This window comes from Streptomyces sp. GSL17-111, assembly GCF_037911585.1.
Taxonomy (GTDB): domain Bacteria; phylum Actinomycetota; class Actinomycetes; order Streptomycetales; family Streptomycetaceae; genus Streptomyces.
Window position 1 is genome coordinate 5,804,948 of the sequence record NZ_JBAJNS010000001.1, and the last position, 20,259, is coordinate 5,825,206.

Below are 20,259 nucleotides of genomic sequence, written 5' to 3' on the forward strand. Positions count from 1 at the left end.
GAGAAGGAATGCGGTGGACGACGTAACTCAGCACACGACCATGACGGACACGACCTCCGGGGGCCCCGCACCAGGGGAACCCGCGTTCCGCCTCGAGGGCCTGCACAAGGTGTTCGGCGACCACACGGCCGCGGACCACGTGGAGCTCACCGTGCGGCCCGGTTCCTTCTACGGACTCGTGGGCCCGAACGGAGCCGGCAAGACCACCGCCCTCTCGATGGCCGTCGGCCTCCTGCGGCCCGATGCGGGCACGGCCAGGGTCCACGGCGTCGACATCTGGACGGAGCCGCTGAAGGCACGCCGCCTGATGGGCGTCCTGCCCGACGGCCTGGCCATGCCCGAGCGCCTCACCGGACGGGAACTGCTGACCTACCTCGGCCAGTTGCACGGCCTCGACGACACCGAGGTGGACCGGCGCGCCGACGAGCTGCTCGCCGTCATGGAGCTCGACGGTTCCGCCGAACGCACCCTGGTGGTCGACTACTCCACCGGAATGCGCAAGAAGGTCGGCCTGGCCACGGCCCTGTTGCACGCCCCCAGGGTGCTGGTGCTCGACGAGCCGTTCGAGGCGGTCGACCCGGTCTCCGCCGCCACCATCAAGCAGATCCTGCGGCGGTTCGTCGAGGGCGGCGGTTCGGTGCTGATCTCCAGCCACGTCATGGCGCTCGTCGAACAGCTCTGCGACACCGTCGGCGTGATGGCCCGGGGCCGCGTCGTCGCCGAGGGACCGCTGGACGACGTGCGGGGCAGCCGCTCGCTGGAGGAGACCTTCGTCGACCTGGTCGGCCTGACCGTCGGCGGCGGGGAGGGACTGTCGTGGTTGGCGTCCTGATCCGCATGAAGCTGGCCGTGCTGCGGCACAGCACGTCCGACACCAAGATGGCGCTGAGCGGCCTCGGCTGGGCCGCCGGGAGCTGCCTCGCCGTCACCACCGTCATTCTGGCGTTCCTCGACTTCAACCAGCCCCGCATGCTGATGGACGTCCTCGCGGTCACCTTCGCGCTGTGGGCGCTCGGCTGGATCGTCGGCCCCATCTTCGCCGGCGAACCCGCCCTCAACGGCGAGCACTTCCACCGCCAGCCGATACCGCGACGCACCCTGACCACGGGCCTGCTCGCCGCCGCGCTGGTCGCCGTCACCACGGCGATCACCGTGCTGGCGTTCGGCGCGATGATCGCCTTCGCGGCCCGGCTGAGCTGGCAGGCCGTCGTGGTGTCGGTGCCCGCCGTCGTGCTGCTCCTGCTGCTCGTGGTGATCCTGTCCCGCGTCGTCACCCTGCTGTTCCGGGCCCTGGCCCGGTCCCGCATCGGCGGCGCCATCACCGCGACCGTCACCGCCGCGATCGTCTCGCTGTGCTCCTTCTCCTGGGTGCTGATGATCGGGATCTACCTGCTCCTGGAGCACGGCTTCCCGTCCATCTTCTCCACCGTGGTGCGGGCGCTGCCCTCCAGCTGGGGACTGCTCGCCGTCGAGGCTGCGGGTCGCGGCGACTGGCTCTGGGCGGTCGGGCCGCTGGTCGCCCTGGCCGTGCTCGTGGTGGTGCTGTTCGTCGCGTGGAGCGCGCTCCTCGGACCGCAGCGGCTGGCCCGCCCCGTCGTCCGGGGCTCCTCCGCCGAGCAGGCCGTTCGGCGTCCGCGGCTGCTCGGTGGCGACGTGGGGACGATCTGCCGCAAGGAACTGCGCACCTGGTGGCGCGACCCGATGCGCATCCAGAACATGGTGCTCGGCCCGGCCTTCGCGGTCATCACCGCGCTGTTCCCGCTGATCTTCGACTTCACCGCCGCCTTCCCGTTCGTCGGCGCGGCCGGCGCACTGATGGCGGCAGCGACCTGCGCCAACCTCTACGGCCAGGACGGCACCGCGCTCTGGCTGACGCTGACGGTGCCCGGCAAGGAGAAGGCCGACGTCCGCGCACGCCAGCTCGCCTGGCTGATGGTGTTCGGCCCGCTCACCCTCGTGCTCACGCTCGCCGGATCGCTCCTCCACGGCGACCCCGAGCTGCTGCCCTGGGCGCTCGCCGCCAACATCGCCGCCCTCGGCGGCGGTTCCGGCCTGCTGATCTGGGCATCCGTCGCGGTCCTGGTGCCCGGCCCGGACCCGCACAAGAGCAAGAACTCGCCGATGGACCACGGCGATGTCACGGGCCAGTCGTTCATGATGTTCTTCCTGGTCGCCCTGGCGGTGTGCCCCGCCCTGGGCGTCGCCTGGGCGGGGCATGCGCTGGAGCAGCCCGCGCTGCTGTGGGCGAGCCTGGCGGCCGCCCTGCTCACCGGTGTCCTCAGCCACGTGCTGCTCGGCTCGGTGGCCGCGCGCAAGCTGCGGGACGATGGCCCGGACCTGCTGCACCTGATGCGCTCGGGCGCCCCCTCGTCCATGGCCACTCCAGAGGAGGGGACCGCGAAGTCCCCGTTCGAGACGATGTCCCCCGGGCGCCAGACGCTGATGTGGACGGCGATGGCCGTCGGCGTCGTCGGCACGCTCCCGCAGGGCCTGGTGGCGATGGGCATCAAGATCAGCGGCTCCCCGGACAAGGTGTGGTTCCTCGCCCTGCACGTCTCCGACCCCTGGCAGTGGCCGGTGATCGTCGCCATGATCCTGATCGGCGGCTCGGGTTTCTGGGCCGCCTACTGGCTCTACCGCGCCGAGAAGAACCGCACCGGGAAGAGCCGTACGGACAACGGCCGCGCCGAGGCGGTGGCCGCGTGAGCCGCGCCGTCCGGCCACCCGTGCACCTCTGAGCACGCACCGTGCCGCCGCCCCCCTGAACAGGCTGTTATAGGGGCGGCGGCACGGCCGCTAGGGGTTGGCCGCCCTCCGGGCCCTGGCTAGCGTCCGGAGTGCTTCAGTCGAGGAAGCAGCCGGACCACACGGCTGGCGCGTCCGCGCCCGCCCCGGCCGTCGGCCGGAAGACTCGGTTCCGGTGAGACTCGCGACGTCGAGTGATACGGGGCGTTCATGTCGGATACGTACACCGGTGGTTCCGAGGCCGTGGCGATCATCGGGTACGCGTGCAGGCTGCCCGGCGCCCCCGGACCCGCTCCGCTGTGGGACCTGCTCGCCGCAGGCGACGAAGCGGTCACCGCGACACCCGCCGACCGTGTGGCCGTGCCCGGCGTCCCGCGCGGCGGATTCATCGACCACGTCGCCGACTTCGACGCCGCCTTCTTCGGCATCTCCCCCCGCGAGGCCGCCGCGACCGACCCGCAACAGCGCCTCACCCTCGAACTCGCCTGGGAGGCGCTGGAGGACGCCCGGTACGTCCCGGCCCGCCTGAACGGCAGCCGCACCGGAGTCTTCCTCGGCGCGATCTGGGACGACTACGCGACCCTCCTGCACCGCGAGGGCGACACCGGCACCGACCGGTACTCCATGCCCGGCCTGCAGCGCGGCGTCATCGCCAACCGTGTGTCCTACACGCTCGGCCTGCACGGCCCCAGCCTCACCGTCGACGCCGGTCAGTCCTCCTCCCTGGTCTCCGTCCACCTCGCCTGCGAGAGCCTGGTGCGCGGCGAGTCCGACGTCGCCCTCGCCGGCGGCGTCAGCCTCGTCCTGGCCCCCGACAGCACCGTCGCCGCGCTGCGCTTCGGCGGACTCTCCCCGGACGGCCGCTGCTTCACCTTCGACGAGCGTGCCAACGGCTTCGTCCGCGGCGAGGGCGGCGCTGTCGTCGTCCTCAAGCCCCTGGCTCGCGCCCTCGCCGACGGCGACCGCGTCCACGCCGTCGTCCACGGCAGCGCCGTCAACAACGACGGCGGCGGGCCCAGCCTCACCGCCCCCAGCGCGGCAGCCCAGGAGGCCGTTCTGCGCACCGCGCACGCCCGGGCGGGCATCGCCCCGGACGCGATCGGCTACGTCGAACTGCACGGCACCGGAACGCCGGTCGGCGACCCCGTCGAAGCCGCCGCGCTCGGCGCCGCGCTCGGCACCGCGCGCAGCACACCGCTCGCCGTCGGCTCGGTGAAGACCAACATCGGGCACCTGGAGGGCGCCGCCGGCATCGCGGGCCTGCTGAAGGCCGTGCTCGTGGTCGAACGGGGCACTGTCCCGCCGAGCCTCAACTTCCGGTCCGCCCCGGCGGGCATCCCCCTGGAGCGGCTGAATCTGCGCGTCCAGACCGAGACCGGCGCCCTGGGCGGAGAGGGGTTCGCCGGAGTCAGCTCCTTCGGCATGGGTGGCACCAACTGCCATCTGGTCCTTGGCCCGGCACCGGCCGCGGCGGCGGACGGTCCGGCCCCCGCCGCGTCGGCCGCCCGTCCCGACGCCTCCCGCAGCGGGCTGCCCACCCCGGTCGTCGTCTCCGGCCACACCGAGCAGGCGCTGCGCGCCCAGGCCGCCAAACTGCGGGACGCCGTACGGGAGGCCCGCCCAGCCGTGGCGGACGTGGCCCACTCGCTGGCCACCACCCGGACCCGCTTCGCCCGCAGGGCCGTCCTCCTCGCCGACGACCGCGAGCAGCTGCTCGACCAGCTCGGCGCGGTCGCCTCCGGCCTGCCGGCGCCCGGCGTCAGCGAGGCCACCGCCCGCACCGGACGGCTGGCCATGCTCTTCTCCGGCCAGGGATCGCAGTGGCCGGCCATGGCTGCCGGACTCCTCGGCGTCGACGAGGTGTTCACCCGCACCGTCCACGCCTGCGAGGAGGCACTCGCCCCGCACACGGACTTCTCGCTGATCGACGTCCTGCGCGGCGCCGAGGGCGCCCCCGCGCTGGAGCGGGTCGACGTGGTGCAGCCCGCGCTCTTCGCCGTCATGGTGGCCCTCGCCGAGAGCTGGCGGTCGATGGGCGTCGAGCCCGACGCCGTCGCCGGACACTCCCAGGGCGAGATCGCCGCCGCCTGCGTCGCGGGCGCACTGTCGCTGGAGGACGCCGCCGCGGTCGTCGCGCTGCGCAGCCGTGCCCTGATCTCCCTGGCCGGGCAGGGCGGAATGCTGTCCGTGCAGGCCGGAGCCGCCCGGGTCCGCCCGTGGCTGGACGAGGACCCCGCGCTCTCGCTCGCCGCCGACAACGGGCCCGCCGCGATCGTGGTGTCCGGGCCGCCCGTGGCCCTCGACGACTTCGCGGCACGATGCGCGTCCGACGGTATCTCCGCCAAGCGGATACCGGTGGACTACGCCTCGCATTCCGCGCAGGTCGAAGGCGTCCGGGACGAGCTGATGACGGCCCTGGCCGGCATCCGGCCCCGCACATCCGACGTGCCGTTCCTCTCCACCGTCACCGGGGAGTGGACCGACACGGCCGGTCTGGGAGCCGCCTACTGGTACCGCAACCTGCGCTCCACCGTCGAGTTCTCCGCCGCCGTCCGGCGGCTGGCCGAGGAGGACTTCCGCTTCCTCGTCGAGGTCACCCCGCACCCGGTCCTGGTCCCCGCCGTCCGCGACACCCTCGCCGGACTCGACGTACCCGGCACCGCGGTCGTCGGATCGCTGCGTCGCGGCGAGGGGGAGCCGGCCCGGCTGCTCGCCTCGGCCGCCGAACTCCTCGCCCACGGACGCGACGTCCGCCTGCCCGCCCCGCCCGGCGAGATCGTGGACCTGCCCACGTACGCCTTTCAGCGCGAACGCCACTGGCGGCCCGGCACCGTCGGCACACAGGGGAACGGCCATCCCGGTGGCCCCACCCCGGACTCCGCAGCCCCGGAGACCGCAGCCCCGGAGACCGCCGCGGACCGGGACGACCCGCTGCGCGCGCGGCTGCGCGCCGCCTCGCCGCAGTCCGCCCGCACCACGGTCCTCGAACTGGTCCGGTCCCACGCCGCCGTCGTCGGCGGCTTCGGCACGGCCGCGGACGTGGACCCGGAACTGACCTTCAAGGCCCTCGGGCTCGCCTCCCTGACCCTGGTCGAACTCCGGGACCGACTCGCCGCCGCCACCGGCCTCGCCCTGCCGCCCACCTATCTCTTCGACCGGCCCACCCCCGCCGCCGTCGCCCGCCACCTGTGCGACACACTGCGCGGCGAGGACACCGGCGGCACGTCCCGCGTCGCCGCCCCGGCACGGGACGCCGACCGCGGCGAACCCGTCGCCGTCGTCGCCATGGCCTGTCGCTTCCCCGGCGGTATCGACTCGCCCGCCGCGCTGTGGGACGTCCTCCGCGAGGGCCGCGAGGTGCTCGGCGATCTCCCCGCCGACCGGGGCTGGCAGCCCTCCCTCGACGCACTGGACACCGAACTCCCCGCCTCCGGCGGATTCCTGGACGACATCGCGGGCTTCGACGCCGCACTCTTCGGCATCTCGCCCCGCGAAGCCCAGGCCATGGACCCGCAGCAGCGGCTGCTCCTCGAAACCTCCTGGGAGGCCCTGGAACGCCTCGGCACCGACCCGGCCGCGCTCCGCGGCAGCCGTACCGGCGTCTACATCGGCGCCACCGCGCAGGACTACGGCCCCCGGATGCACGAGCCCACCGACGGCTCCGAGGGCTATCTGCTGACCGGTTCGACCGCGAGCGTCGCCTCCGGCCGCATCGCCTACACCTTCGGGTTCGACGGCCCGGCGGTGACCGTGGACACGGCGTGCTCGTCGTCGCTCGTCGCCCTGCACCTGGCCGTCCAGGCGCTGCGCGCGGGCGAGTGCGCCACGGCGCTCGCGGGCGGCGTCACCCTGATGTCCACCCCGGGCGTTCTCGCCGAGTTCGCTCGCCAGGGCGGCCTCTCACCCGACGGCCGCTGCAAGGCGTTCGGCGCGGACGCGGACGGCACCGGCTGGTCCGAGGGCGCGGGCGTGCTGGTCCTGCGGAGGCTGTCCGACGCCGTCGCCGACGGACAGCCCGTCCTGGCCGTCGTGCGCGGCTCCGCCGTCAACTCCGACGGCGCGTCCAACGGCCTGACCGCCCCCAACGGTCTGGCGCAGCAGCGGGTCATCCGTGACGCGCTGGCCTCGGCGGGTCTGGCGCCCTCGGACGTCGACCTGGTGGAGGCGCACGGGACGGGTACGCGGTTGGGTGACCCGATCGAGGCGCAGGCGTTGCTGGCGACGTACGGTCGGGGGCGGGAGGCCGACCAGCCCCTGTGGCTGGGGTCGGTGAAGTCGAACATCGGCCACACCCAGGCCGCTGCCGGTGTCGCGGGTGTCATCAAGGCCGTTATGGCCCTGCGGCACGGCGTGCTGCCCCGCACCCTGCACGCCGACGAGCCCTCGCCACACGTCGACTGGGCGTCCGGCGCGGTACGGCTGCTCACCGAGGAGGTCGCCCTGCCGGCTGCGGACCGGCCGCACCGGGCCGCCGTGTCCTCGTTCGGGATCAGCGGCACCAACGCGCACGCCGTCATCGAGGCGGCACCCGAGGCGGTCGCCAGGGACGAGGACGATCCGGTCCCAGGCGACCGGGGACTCCCCGTGCTGCTGTCGGGCCGCGGCGACGACGCGCTGCGCGCCCAGGCCGCACGGCTGCGGGACTTCCTGGCCGCCGAACCGTCGGCTCCGGTGGCCGCGATCGCCCGGTCGTCGGCGACGACCCGCTTCTCCCTGGACCGTCGCGCGGCCGTGTTCGCCGCCGACCATGAGGAACTGGCCGCCCGCCTCGACGCGCTGGCCGAGGGCCACGAGACGGCGGGCGTGCTCCGTGGAACCGCCCGCGAGGGCCGGACGGTGTTCCTGTTCTCGGGTCAGGGTGCGCAGCGGGTCGGGATGGGGCGTGAGCTGTACGAGGCGTTCCCGGTGTTCGCCGACGCCTTCGATGCGGTGTGTGCGCGGGTGGATCTCGATCGTTCGTTGCGGGAGGTGGTGTTCGGGGAGGACGCGGAGCTGCTGGCGCGGACGGTGTACACCCAGCCGGCGCTGTTCGCTCTGGAAGTGGCTCTGTTCCGGTTGGTGGAGTCCTGGGGTGTGGTGCCGGATGTGCTGGTGGGTCATTCGATAGGTGAGGTGGCGGCTGCGCATGTGGCGGGTGTGTTGTCGTTGGATGACGCGTGTCGTTTGGTGTCGGCGCGTGGCCGGTTGATGGAGGCGCTGCCGCAGGGTGGTGCGATGCTGGCGGTGGAGGCGGCCGAGGACGGTCTGGAACTGCCGGAGGGTGTGTGTCTGGCGGCGGTGAACGGGCCGGGGTCGGTGACGGTCTCCGGTGACGCGGGCGCGGTCGACGCGTTGGAGGAGCGGCTGCGCGCCCAGAACGTGCGGGTGAAGCGGCTGGTGGTCTCGCACGCGTTCCACTCGCATCTGATGGAGCCGATGCTGGCGGAGTTCGCGGCGGTCGCGGAGTCGCTGACCTACCACCCCCCGACAATTCCCCTGGTCGCCACGGCGCCTGGTGACATGGCCACGCCCGCCTACTGGGTGGGGCAGATCCGCGAGCCGGTCCGCTTCGCCGACGCGATCGCCTCCCTCGACGGCACCGGGCACATCCGCTTCCTCGAACTCGGCCCGGACGGCACCCTGTCCGCGCTCGTCCCGCACATCGCGGACGAGGCGACCGCCGTGCCCCTGCTCCGTCGTGACCAGAGTGAAGCCGGATCCGCGTTTGCCGCCTCCGCCGTGCTGTGGACCCGGGGCGCGGCGCCGGACTGGGCAGCCGTCGCCGGTCCCAGCCGCCCCCGCCCCGTCGAGCTGCCGTCCTACGGCTTCCAGCGCACCCGCTACTGGACCTCCCAGGCGCCCTCCACCACGGCACTGGCCGTCGCTGGCCTGTCCGCCGCCGACCACCCCTTGCTGGGTGCCGTCGTCCCGCTCGCGGGCGGCGGCGGGCAGGTCTGGACCGGCGTCATCGGCCTGGCCACCCATCCCTGGCTGGCCGACCACGCCGTCCACGGCCGGATCGTGCTGCCCGGCACCGCGCTCGTCGACCTCGCCCTGCACGCGGCGGACCGCGCGGGGCTGCCCGGGCTCGCTGAGCTGATCGTGAGCGAGCCTCTGGTACTGCCCCGAAGTGGCGGCACCCAGGTCCAGATGACGGTGTCCGGGCAGGGCGTCGAGATCCACAGCCGCCCCGACGGCGACACCGGGGCGCCCTGGACGACCCACGCCGTCGGCACGCTGGAGCCCACCGGACCGCCGCTCCTGGCGGACGACGCACCCCGTGACGACACCTGGCCGCCCACGGGCGCGGCCACCGCACCGGAGTACGACCTACTCGCCGCGTCCGGACTCTCCTACGGCCCCGCCTTCCGGGGGCTGCGCGCCGCGTGGCGTGACGGCGACACCGTGCACGCGGAGGTCGAGCTGCCCGAGGGCCCGCAGGCCGCGCTGTACGACTCCGCGCTGCACGCCCTCGGCACCGCAGGCCTGCTCCGCGAGGACGGCACCGCCCTGCTGCCGTTCGTCTGGTCCGGTGTGACCCGGCACGCGGTCGGCGCCACCGCGCTGCGCGTCACGCTGACCCGGCGCGGACCCGACGAGTACGCGGTGCGGCTCGCCGACCCGGCTGGCGCACCCGTGCTGACGGCGCGGTCGCTCGCCTTCCGGCCCGTGGCCGCCGACCGGCTGGGCGATGCCTCCACCGGTGTGCTCTACGGCGTCGACTGGCTTCCCGCCGGTGGCGGGGAGCGCGACACACCGCTCGCGGCCGTGCCCGCGGGCGCCACCGATCTGTTCGACGCGGTCACCGCCGTCACCGGACTGCCCGGCCCGGACGCCCTGGCGGAGAGGCCCGAGCCCGTCACCGGTACCGTGCTCGCCTGCGTGGGCGCCGGCCCGGAGCCGCTCGCGGCGGGCACCGCCCTTGCGCGGCGCACCCATGACACGGTCACGGCCGTCCTCGGCCTGCTCCATGACTGGGTGCACGACGAGCGCCTCACCGACAGCCGGCTGCTCGTCGTCACCCGGAACGCCCTCGCCACGGCCGACGGCGAGACGGTCGACCCGGCCGCCGCCGCCGTCTGGGGCCTGGTGCGGTCCGCCCAGACCGAACACCCGGGCCGCTTCGGCCTGGTGGATCTCGACGGTACGGCCGAGTCGGCCTCCGCGCTCGCCGCGGCCCTGCCCGGCACGCCCCAGACCGCACTCCGCTCCGGCATCGCCCTGGCTCCGCGCGCGGCACGACTGCGGCCCGACACCACCGCCGCGTCGTGGGGCCCGCACGACACCGTCCTGATCACCGGCGGCACCGGTGCGCTCGGCGCCCGCGTCGCCCGCCACCTCGCCGTCGCACACGGCGTCACGGGCCTGGTCCTGCTCAGCCGCAGCGGCCCCGACGCGCCCGGCACCACGGAACTGGCCGCCGAACTGACCGCCCGGGGTGTCAACGTGGCGGTCGTCGCCGGTGACGCCGCCGATCGGCGCGACGTCGACCGGGTGTTCGCCGACCACCCCATCACCTCCGTCGTCCACACCGCGGGCGTCCTCGACGACGGTCTGCTCACCTCGCTCACCCCCGAACGTGTCGCCGCCGTGCTGCGCCCCAAGGTCGAGGCGGCGGCGCTCCTCGACGAAGCGACCCGCCGTCTCGACCTGACCTCCTTCGTACTGTTCTCGTCCGTGGCCGGCTCCTTCGGCACCGCGGGCCAGGCCTCCTACGCCGCCGCCAACGCCTTCCTCGACGGCCTCGCCGCCCGGCGGCGCGGCGACGGCCTGCCCGCCGTCGCCATCGGCTGGGGGCTGTGGGGCGGCGCCGGAGGCATGGCTGAAGGCCTCGGAGTGGCGGACCGCGCACGGTTCGCCGCACTGGGCGGCGCGCTCGACCCCGACCAGGGCGTGCGGCTGCTCGACGCGGCGGCGGCCGCCGGGCCCGCACACGTGCTGGCCATGGCCGCCGAGCCCACCCCCGGCGGTTCCTCCGTGCCGCCGCTGCTGCTCCACCTGGCCCGCCCCGCGCTCCGCCCGGCCTTCACCGCCACGGCCGGCCCCGCAGGCGACGACCGCGGACTCGCGGCGCTGCCGGAACCGCAGCGGACGCGCGCCGTCGAGGAACTGGTACGGACGACGGTCGCGGCCGTGCTGGGGCATTCCGCCGGTACACACGTGGACGATGAACGGACTTTCAAGGACCTGGGCTTCGACTCCCTGACGGGTGTCGAGCTGCGCAACCGGCTGGCCGCCGCCACCGGGCTGCGGCTGGCCGCCACCCTCGTATTCTCCCACCCCAGTCCCGCCGCGCTCACGGCCCACCTTCGCGCAGAACTGGGCGGAACTGCGGCCACGGCCGGCGCCGACCGGCGCTCCCCCACCCGGCGGGCCGACGCGGCGGACGAGCCGATCGCCGTCGTCGCCATGAGCTGCCGCTACCCGGGCGGCGTCGACAGCCCCGAGGAACTCTGGCGCATGGTCCGGGAAGGGCGCGACGGCATCACCCGGTTCCCCACCGACCGCGGCTGGGACCTCGACCGCCTCCACGACCCCGACCCGTCCCGCCCCGGCACCACCTACGCGCGGTACGGCGGCTTCCTGCACGACGCCGCCGCCTTCGACGCCGGCCTCTTCGGCGTCTCCCCGCGCGAGGCGCTGGCCATGGACCCGCAGCAGCGCCTCATGCTCGAACTGTCCTGGGAGACCTTCGAGCGGGCAGGCATCGACCCGGCCGGTCTGCGCGGCAGCGCCACCGGCGTCTTCCTCGGCGTCATGTACCACGACTATGCGGCCGCCGCCGAGATGCTCCCCGAGACGGAGGGGTACCGGGCCACCGGCGGCGCGGGCAGCGTGGTGTCCGGGCGCCTCGCCTACACGTACGGGCTGGAGGGCCCGGCCGTCACCGTCGACACGGCGTGCTCGTCGTCGTTGGTCGCCCTGCACCTGGCCGCCCGGTCGCTGCGGGCGGGCGAGTGCTCGATGGCGCTCGTCGGAGGCGTCACCGTGATGTCCACGCCCAGCGTCTTCGTGGACTTCAGCAGGCAGCGCGGGCTCGCGCCGGACGGCCGCTGCAAGTCCTTCTCCGCCGACGCGGACGGCACCGGCTGGTCCGAGGGCGCCGGCGTGCTGCTGGTGGAACGGCTGTCCGACGCCAGGCGCAACGGCCACCGGGTGCTCGCAGTCGTGAGCGGCTCGGCCGTCAACCAGGACGGCGCCTCCAACGGGCTCACCGCGCCCCACGGCCCCTCACAGGAGCGTGTCATCAGGGCGGCGCTCGCCGACGCGGGCCTGAACCCCGCCGACGTGGACATGGTGGAGGCGCACGGCACCGGCACCAAGCTCGGCGACCCGGTCGAGGCCGAAGCGCTGCTGGCCACCTACGGGCGGGACCGCAACCCCGCACAGCCCCTCTACCTCGGGTCACTGAAGTCCAACATCGGCCACACCCAGGCGGCGGCGGGCGTCGGCGGCATCATCAAGACGGTCATGGCGCTGCGGCACGGCGTGTTGCCCCGCACCCTGCACGTCGGCCTGCCCTCGCCGCACGTGGACTGGGCGGCGGGCGCCGTGGAACTCCTCGATGAGGAACGGCCCTGGCCGGCGACCGGGCGGCCCCGCCGCGCGGCGGTCTCGTCGTTCGGGATCAGTGGCACCAACGCGCACACCACGATCGAGCAGGCCCCGGAGGAGCCCACCACCGCGCCCGTCGGCGACCCGGCGCCGCTCCCGGCGCCGGACACGCTTGTGCCGTGGGTGCTCAGCGGTGCCTCGCCGGAGGGCCTGCGCGCCCAGGCGGCCCGGCTGCGCGACACGGCCGCAGCCGAGCGGCCCGCCGATGTCGGGCTCTCGCTCGCGACCCGGCGCGCGGTGCTGGAGCACCGGGCGGTCCTCCTGGGGACGCGGAGCGAGGAACTCCTGCGCGAACTCGACGCGTTCGCGGTCGGGCGTGGAAACGCACCGAGCGGCGTCGCGACGTCGGGTCGGACGGTGTTCCTGTTCTCGGGTCAGGGTGCGCAGCGGGTCGGGATGGGGCGTGGGTTGTACGAGGCGTTCCCGGTGTTCGCCGAGGCGTTCGATGCGGTGTGTGCGCGGGTGGATCTCGATCGGCCGTTGCGGGAGGTGGTGTTCGGGGACGGTGAGGCGTTGGACCGCACGGTCTACGCTCAGCCTGCGCTGTTCGCGGTCGAGGTGGCGTTGTTCCGGTTGGTGGAGTCGTGGGGTGTGGTGCCGGATGTGCTGGTGGGTCATTCGATAGGCGAGTTGGCGGCTGCGCATGTGGCGGGTGTGTTGTCGTTGGATGACGCGTGTCGTTTGGTGTCGGCGCGTGGCCGGTTGATGGAGGCGCTGCCGCGGGGCGGTGCGATGCTGGCCGTGGAGGCGGCCGAGGACGGTCTGGACCTGCCGGAGGGTGTGTGTCTGGCGGCGGTGAACGGGCCGGGGTCGGTGACGGTCTCCGGTGACGCGGACGCGGTCGACGCCCTGGAGGAGCGGCTGCGCGCCCAGAACGTGCGGGTGAAGCGGCTGGCGGTCTCGCACGCCTTCCACTCGCACCTGATGGAGCCGATGCTGGCGGAGTTCGCGGCGGTCGCGGAGTCGCTGACCTACCACCCCCCGACAATTCCCCTGGTCGCCACGGCTCCGGGCGACATGGCCACGCCCGCCTACTGGGTGGGCCAGATCCGCGAACCCGTCCGCTTCGCCGACGCGATCACCTCCCTCGACGGGACCGGGCACACCCGCTTCCTCGAACTCGGCCCGGACGCCACCCTGTCCGCGCTCGTCCCGCACATCGCCGACGACGCGACCACCGTCCCCACCCTGCGCCCCGGGCACGACGAGCACGCCACGCTGCTGCGGGCCGTGTCCACGCTGTACGTGCACGGCACCGATGTCGCCTGGGAGGCCTACTTCGCGCCTCTCGACGGGCGTCCCGTCGAGCTGCCGACGTACGCCTTCCAGCACGAGCGCTACTGGCCCGACGCCGTGGCCGACATCGCACCCGCGGTCGGCCACGACCAGGCCGAAGCGGGCTTCTGGACGGCTGTCGCCGGGCGGGACGTCGATCGGCTCGCCGACACGCTGGGGCTGCCCGACGACGCGACGCGGCTCGGCCTGGCCGGACTGATGCCGCACCTCTCGTCGTGGCACGACCGCCGGCGCACCGACCAGACCGTCGGCTCCTGGTACCACCGCACCGTCTGGCGGCCCGTCGCCGCGGCACCCGCCGTACTCGACGGGGTCTGGCTCGTCGTCGGAGCGGACGGCACCCACGGCACCGACACGGCTGACGGCACCGACACCGCCCACGGCACCCACGATGGTACGGGCGTGCGGATCGCCGACGCGCTGAGGCGCGGCGGAGCCACCGTCCTCGAACTGCCGCAGCCGGGCGACGACCGTGTCGCCCTCGCCGAGCGGCTCCGCTCGTACGGAGAACTGGCCGGCGTCGTCTCTCTGCTGGGGACGGACACGGAGCCGCTGCACGAGGGCGCCGCTCTCACCCGCGGGTTGGCCGCCACGCTTCTGCTCACCCAGGCCTGTGCCGACGCCGACGTCCCCGTGTGGGCGCTCACCCGCGGAGCGGTCTCGACCGGCCGTGCCGACGGCCCGCCCGACCCCGCCCAGGCCCAGATTTGGGGCTTCGGCCGGGTCGCCGCCCTGGAACTTCCCCATGTCTGGGGCGGCCTGCTCGATCTGCCCGGCACCCTGGACGTCCGCGCCGGAAACCGGCTGTGCGCGGTACTCGCCGGCGGGAAGGCGGGCGACGCGGAGGACCAGGTCGCGGTCCGCGCCGACGGCGTCCACGCGCGCCGACTCGTCGAGGCGGCGACGCCGCCCCCCGCCGATGCCCCCGCGCTCCGTACCAGCGGCACCGTGCTGGTCACCGGCGGCACCGGCGCGCTCGGAGCCCGGGTCGCCCGGCTGCTCGCCGCACGCGGACACACCCGCCTGCTCCTCGTCGGCAGACGCGGACCCGAGGCGCCCGGCGCCGCCGAACTGGTCGCCGAACTGGCTGCGGCGGGCACCACCGCGACGGCTGTGGCGTGCGACGTCGCAGACCGGGACGCGCTCGCCGCGCTCCTGGCCGGCATACCGGAGGAGCACCCGCTCACCGCCGTCGTCCACTCCGCCGGTGTGCTGGACGACGGGGTGCTCGACAGCCTGACCCCGGACCGCTTCGAGCACGTGCTCCGGTCCAAGAGCCTGGCCGCCGAGAACCTCGACGTCCTCTCCCGTGACCTGCCGCTCGACGCGTTCGTCCTCTTCTCGTCCTTCACCGGCGCCGTCGGCACCGCGGGCCAGGCCAACTACGCCGCCGCCAACGCCCACGTGGACGCGCTCGCCGAACGCCGCCGAGCCCTGGGGCTGCCGGCCGTCTCGATCGGCTGGGGGCCGTGGGCGGAGACCGGCATGGCCGAGGACGAGGCGCTGACCCAGCGGCTGCGCCGCTCCGGCCTCAGCCCGCTCCCCCCGGACCTCGCCGTCACCGTGCTGGGCCGGACGCTCGACGGCACCCACGGCGACGACGTCCTCGGTGGCGGTGCGGCCGTCGTCGTCGCCGATGTCGACTGGGCGCGGTTCGCCTCCGGGTTCACCGCGGCGCGACCGAGTCGGCTGCTCCGCGAACTCGTCACCGCCGATGTACCGGACGGGGCCGAGGACCCGAACGGCGCCACCGGTCTCGCCGCACGCCTCGCCGCCGCGGGCGAGGGCGAGCGACGGCGGATCACCGAGGACCTGGTGCGCAACCTTGCCGCCTTCGTGCTCGGCCACGGCACGGCTGCCACGATCGCGCCCGACAAGGCCTTCCGCGACCTGGGCTTCGATTCGCTCACCGCCGTCGAGTTGCGCAACGCCCTGCGGGCCGCCACCGGGCTCCCTCTTCCTGCGGGGCTGATCTTCGACCACCCGACACCGGCCGCCCTCGCCGCCCAGTTGCGTGCCGAACTCACCGGCGCCGCCGCGCACGCGGCCCCCGTTCCCGTGTCCTCTCCTCCCGCGGCCGACGACCCCGTCGCCGTCGTCGCGATGGGCTGCCGGTTCCCCGGCGCGGCCACCCCGGAGGAGTTCTGGGAGCTACTCACCGAAGGTCTCGACATGGTGGGCGACATCCCCGCTGACCGTGGGTGGGACCTGAGCGGCGCCCCCGACTTCGCCCGCCGCGGCGCCTTCCTGTCCGACGCGGCCGGATTCGACGCGGACCTGTTCGGCGTCTCCCCGCGCGAGGCACTGGCCATGGACCCGCAGCAGCGGCTGATGCTGGAGCTCTCCTGGGAGACCTTCGAACGGGCGGGTCTGGACCCCGCCGCGCTCAGGAGCCAGCGCATCGGTGTGTTCGCCGGCACCAACGGTCAGGACTACGCCGGTCTCTTCCCTGCCGTCGGGTCGGGTGTGGAGGGCCACGTGGCCACCGGCAGCGCGGCCAGTGTGCTCTCCGGCCGGATCTCCTACACGTACGGCCTCGAAGGGCCGGCCATCACGGTCGACACGGCGTGCTCGTCGTCGCTGGTCGCCCTGCACCTGGCGGCGCAGTCGCTGCGGTCGGGGGAGTGCTCGATGGCGCTCGCGGGCGGTGTCACCGTCATGTCCGGGCCCTTCGCCTTCCTGGAGTTCGCCCACCAGCGCGGCCTGGCCGCCGATGGGCGCTGCAAGGCGTTCGCCGCCTCCGCCGACGGGACCGGCTGGGGCGAGGGAGTCGGACTGGTGCTGCTTGAGCGGCTCTCGGACGCGCGAGCCGCCGGCCGCCGGGTGCTCGGCATCCTGCGGGGCAGCGCGGTCAACCAGGACGGCGCCTCCAACGGGCTCACCGCCCCCAACGGTCCCGCGCAGCAGCGGGTCATCCGGGCCGCTCTCGCGTCGGCCCGGCTGTGGCCGTCGGAGGTCGACGCGGTCGAGGCACACGGCACGGGCACCCGGCTCGGTGATCCGATCGAGGCGGAGGCGCTGCTCGCCACGTACGGCAGGGATCGCACAGAACCCCTCCACCTCGGCTCGGTCAAGTCCAACATCGGACACACCCAGGCGGCGGCGGGCATCGCCGGCGTCATCAAGATGCTGCTGGCGATGAATCACGGCGTCCTGCCCCGTACGCTGCACGCCGACGAGCCGTCACCGGCCGTGGACTGGACCGGGGGCAGCCTGCGGCTGGTCACCGAGGCGACTCCGTGGGCGCCACGGGCCGGTCGACCGCGTCGGGCGGGCGTCTCGTCCTTCGGGATCAGCGGCACCAACGCCCACGTCGTCCTGGAGCAGGCTGAGCCCGCCGCCCAGCCGGCGCCGGTCGCCCAGTACTCCGTACTGCCCTGGGCGTTCTCGGCCCACTGCGACGCGGCGTTGCGTGCCCGGGCGGAGACGCTCAGGACGCTGTGCGAGACTTCGGACCTTCCCGCCGTTGCGGTGGGGCGGACGCTCGCCACGACGAGCCTCGGCCGGACGCACCGTGCCGTCGTCCTCGCCGGGGACCTTCCCGACTACTCCGCGGGCCTGTCTGCCCTGACAGCGGAGGAACCGGCCGCGGGGATCATCCGCGGTACGGCCCGCGAGGGTCGGACGGTGTTCCTGTTCTCGGGTCAGGGTGCGCAGCGGGTCGGGATGGGGCGTGAGCTGTACGAGGCGTTCCCGGTGTTCGCCGACGCGTTCGACGCGGTGTGTGCGCGGGTGGATCTCGATCGTTCGTTGCGGGAGGTGGTGTTCGGGGAGGACGCGGAGCTGCTGGCGCGGACGGGGTACACCCAGCCCGCGTTGTTCGCCCTGGAGGTGGCTCTGTTCCGGTTGGTGGAGTCGTGGGGTGTAGTGCCGGATGTGCTGGTGGGTCATTCGATAGGTGAGGTGGCGGCGGCGCATGTGGCGGGTGTGTTGTCGTTGGATGACGCGTGTCTTTTGGTGTCGGCGCGTGGCCGGTTGATGGAGGCGCTGCCGCAGGGTGGTGCGATGCTGGCGGTGGAGGCGGCGGAGGACGGTCTGGACCTGCCGGAGGGTGTGTGTCTGGCGGCGGTGAACGGGCCGGGGTCGGTGACGGTCTCCGGTGACGCGGACGCGGTCGACGCCCTGGAGGAGCGGCTGCGCGCCCAGAACGTGCGGGTGAAGCGGCTGGTGGTCTCGCACGCGTTCCACTCGCATCTGATGGAGCCGATGCTGGCGGAGTTCGCGGCGGTCGCGGAGTCGCTGACCTACCACCCCCCGACAATTCCCCTGGTCGCCACGGCTCCGGGCGACATGGCCACGCCCGCCTACTGGGTGGGCCAGATCCGCGAGCCCGTCCGCTTCGCCGACGCGATCGCCTCCCTCGACGGCGCCGGGCACGCCCGCTTCCTCGAACTCGGACCCGACAGCGCGCTCAGCGCGCTCGTCCCCGGTGCCGTACCCGTGCTCCGTCGGGGCCGCCCGGAGACCGAGTGCCTGTTCAACGCTCTGGCTCGGCTCTGGGTCGACGGCACGCCGGTGGATCTGGCGGCGGCGTTCCCCGACACACCGCCTGTCGTCCTGCCGCCCTATCCCTTCCAGCACACCCGCTACTGGCCTCAAGCCGCACAGGCCGCACGCCCGGCCGTCTCCGCCGAAGGACGGTACGAGGTGACCTGGGTGCCGGTCACCGAAGGCGCCGGTCGACCGGACGGCACCTGGCTCCTGGTCACGCCGCCGGGTGACGACCGTGCCGACCAGGTGGGCCGCGCGCTGAGCCTCGCCGGTGCCCGCACCGTCGTCGTCACCGGCTCCACCGACCGTGCCGCCCTCACCGAGCGGCTGCGCGCCGCGACCGGAGAGGCGGCACCTGCCGGAGTTCTGGCCCTGCCACCCGGCGCGGGCGGTCTGCCCGCTGTGGTCACCCTCGTGCAGGCTCTCGACGACGCCGGAGTTCCCGGTCCGCTGTGGTGCGCCACCCAGGGTGCGGTACGGGTCTCCACGGACGACCCCGCGCCCGACCCGGACCAGGCGGCCGTATGGGGCTTTGGGCGGGTCGCGGCCCTGGAGATGCCCCGCACCTGGGGCGGCCTCGTCGACTTCCCGGCCGAGTGGGACGACCGGACCGGCGCACGGCTGGCCGCGCTGCTCGGCGCGGGCGGGGCCGAGGACCAGGTCGCGATCCGCCGTACCGGTGTGCTCGGCAGACGCCTCGTCGAAAGCTCCTCCGGCGGCGCGGACCGCACGGCCGACGGCTGGCGGCCCACGGGCACGGTGCTTGTCACCGGCGGGACCGGTGCGCTCGGCGCACACACCGCCCGTCGGCTCGCCCGGCACGGCGCCCCGCACCTGCTGCTCGTCGGACGCCGGGGCCAGGACGCGCCCGGAGCCGGTGAACTGGCCGCCCAACTCACCGTGCTCGGCAGCCGCGTCACTTTCGCCGCCTGTGATGTCACCGACCGTGCCGCACTGGCCGAACTGCTCGCCGACATACCGGAGGAGCTGCCGCTCACCGGTATCGTCCACGCGGCCGGGACAGTGGCCGACGGTGTGATCGGCTCACTGAGCCCCGACACCGTCGCGGGCCTGCTCCACACACGGCTGTCGGCCGTACGCCACCTCGATGAGCTGACCGCCGATCATCGACTGGACCACTTCGTCCTCTTCACGTCCTTCGCCGGGGTCGTCGGCAACCTTGGGCAGGCCGCCTACGCCGCGGGCCACGCGGCGCTCGACGCCTTCGCCGAGGCGCGCCGCGCCGCCGGCCGTACCACCACGGCCCTCGCGTGGGGCCCGTGGGCCGGCGCGGGACTCGGCGCGGCGACGACCGCCGGCGAACAGCAGCAGCGCACCGGAGTGACCCCCCTGGCCCCGGACGACGCCCTCCTCGCGCTCGACGACGTCCTCGCCGAGGACCGGACGACGGTCTGCGTGGCAGGCATCGACTGGAGCCGCTTCGGTCCCGTTCTGGACGCCGGGCGCGGCGGGCGGCTGCTCGACCTGCTGCCCGCGGCGCCCCGGCCCACGCCGCCCGTCCACGACGGGCCGGCACAGGGCGCGGAGCTTGTGGCGCGGCTTGCCCGGGCGCCGCTGGCCGAACAGGAACGCATCCTGCTCGATCTGGTCGTCTCCCGGACCGCCGCCGCACTCGGCCACCGCACCTCGGCCGCCATCGACCCGGACCGGCAGTTCCGGGACCTGGGCACCGACTCGGTGATGGCGGTCGAGCTGCGCAACCTGCTCGACGCCGCCACCGGTCTGACGCTGCCCGCGACCGTGGCGTTCGACCACCCGACCCCCGCCGCGCTCGCCGCGTACCTGCGTGAGCACCTGGCCGGCGGCCCCGGCCCGGCCGGCGGATCGGCGGGCACGGGGAGCGCGGTCGCCCGTCTGGAGACGTTCGAGGCCGCGCTCGTCGACACTCCGCCCGACGCGGAGGAGACGGCCTTCCTGCTCGCGCGGCTGCGCGATCTGACCGACCGGCTCCGCACCGCGGGCGGAGCCCCCGCCGCCGGTTCCGGGCCCGACGGCGGGGGCGAGGAGATCGACCTGGAGTCGGCGAGCGCGTCCGATCTCTTCGACCTGATCCACAAAGAATTCGGCAAGTCCTGATGACACGTACGGTCCCGCCTGCTGGGAGTCACGCTG

At 74.3% G+C, this 20,259-nt stretch carries 3 protein-coding genes; all 3 read left to right on the forward strand.

The window, feature by feature from the left end; all coding sequences use genetic code 11:
• Window positions 1-40 precede the first annotated feature (40 nt).
• The 3 genes from V6D49_RS25640 to V6D49_RS25650 all read left to right on the forward strand — a co-directional run bounded on the left by V6D49_RS25640 (window position 41) and on the right by V6D49_RS25650 (window position 20,223).
• On the forward strand, window positions 41-832 hold the full coding sequence (locus tag V6D49_RS25640) for an ABC transporter ATP-binding protein (protein ID WP_340563424.1): 792 nt from the start codon (window positions 41-43) through the stop codon (window positions 830-832).
• Window positions 817-2,706 (forward strand): hypothetical protein, encoded by a 1,890-nt coding sequence (locus V6D49_RS25645; RefSeq protein WP_340563427.1) that lies wholly within the window; start codon window positions 817-819, stop codon window positions 2,704-2,706. Before V6D49_RS25640 ends, V6D49_RS25645 begins: the two co-directional genes overlap by 16 nt.
• Before the next feature lie 249 nt (window positions 2,707-2,955).
• Complete coding sequence (locus tag V6D49_RS25650; RefSeq protein WP_340563430.1) at window positions 2,956-20,223, forward strand: type I polyketide synthase; 17,268 nt, start codon at window positions 2,956-2,958, stop codon at window positions 20,221-20,223.
• Window positions 20,224-20,259: the final 36 nt, after the last annotated feature.

Bases quoted from the DNA above. Each gene is read 5' to 3' on its own strand.
- V6D49_RS25640 (WP_340563424.1), top strand. From the start codon at position 41: ATGACGGACACGACCTCCGGGGGCCCCGCACCAGGGGAACCCGCGTTC.
- V6D49_RS25650 (WP_340563430.1), top strand. From the start codon at position 2,956: ATGTCGGATACGTACACCGGTGGTTCCGAGGCCGTGGCGATCATCGGG.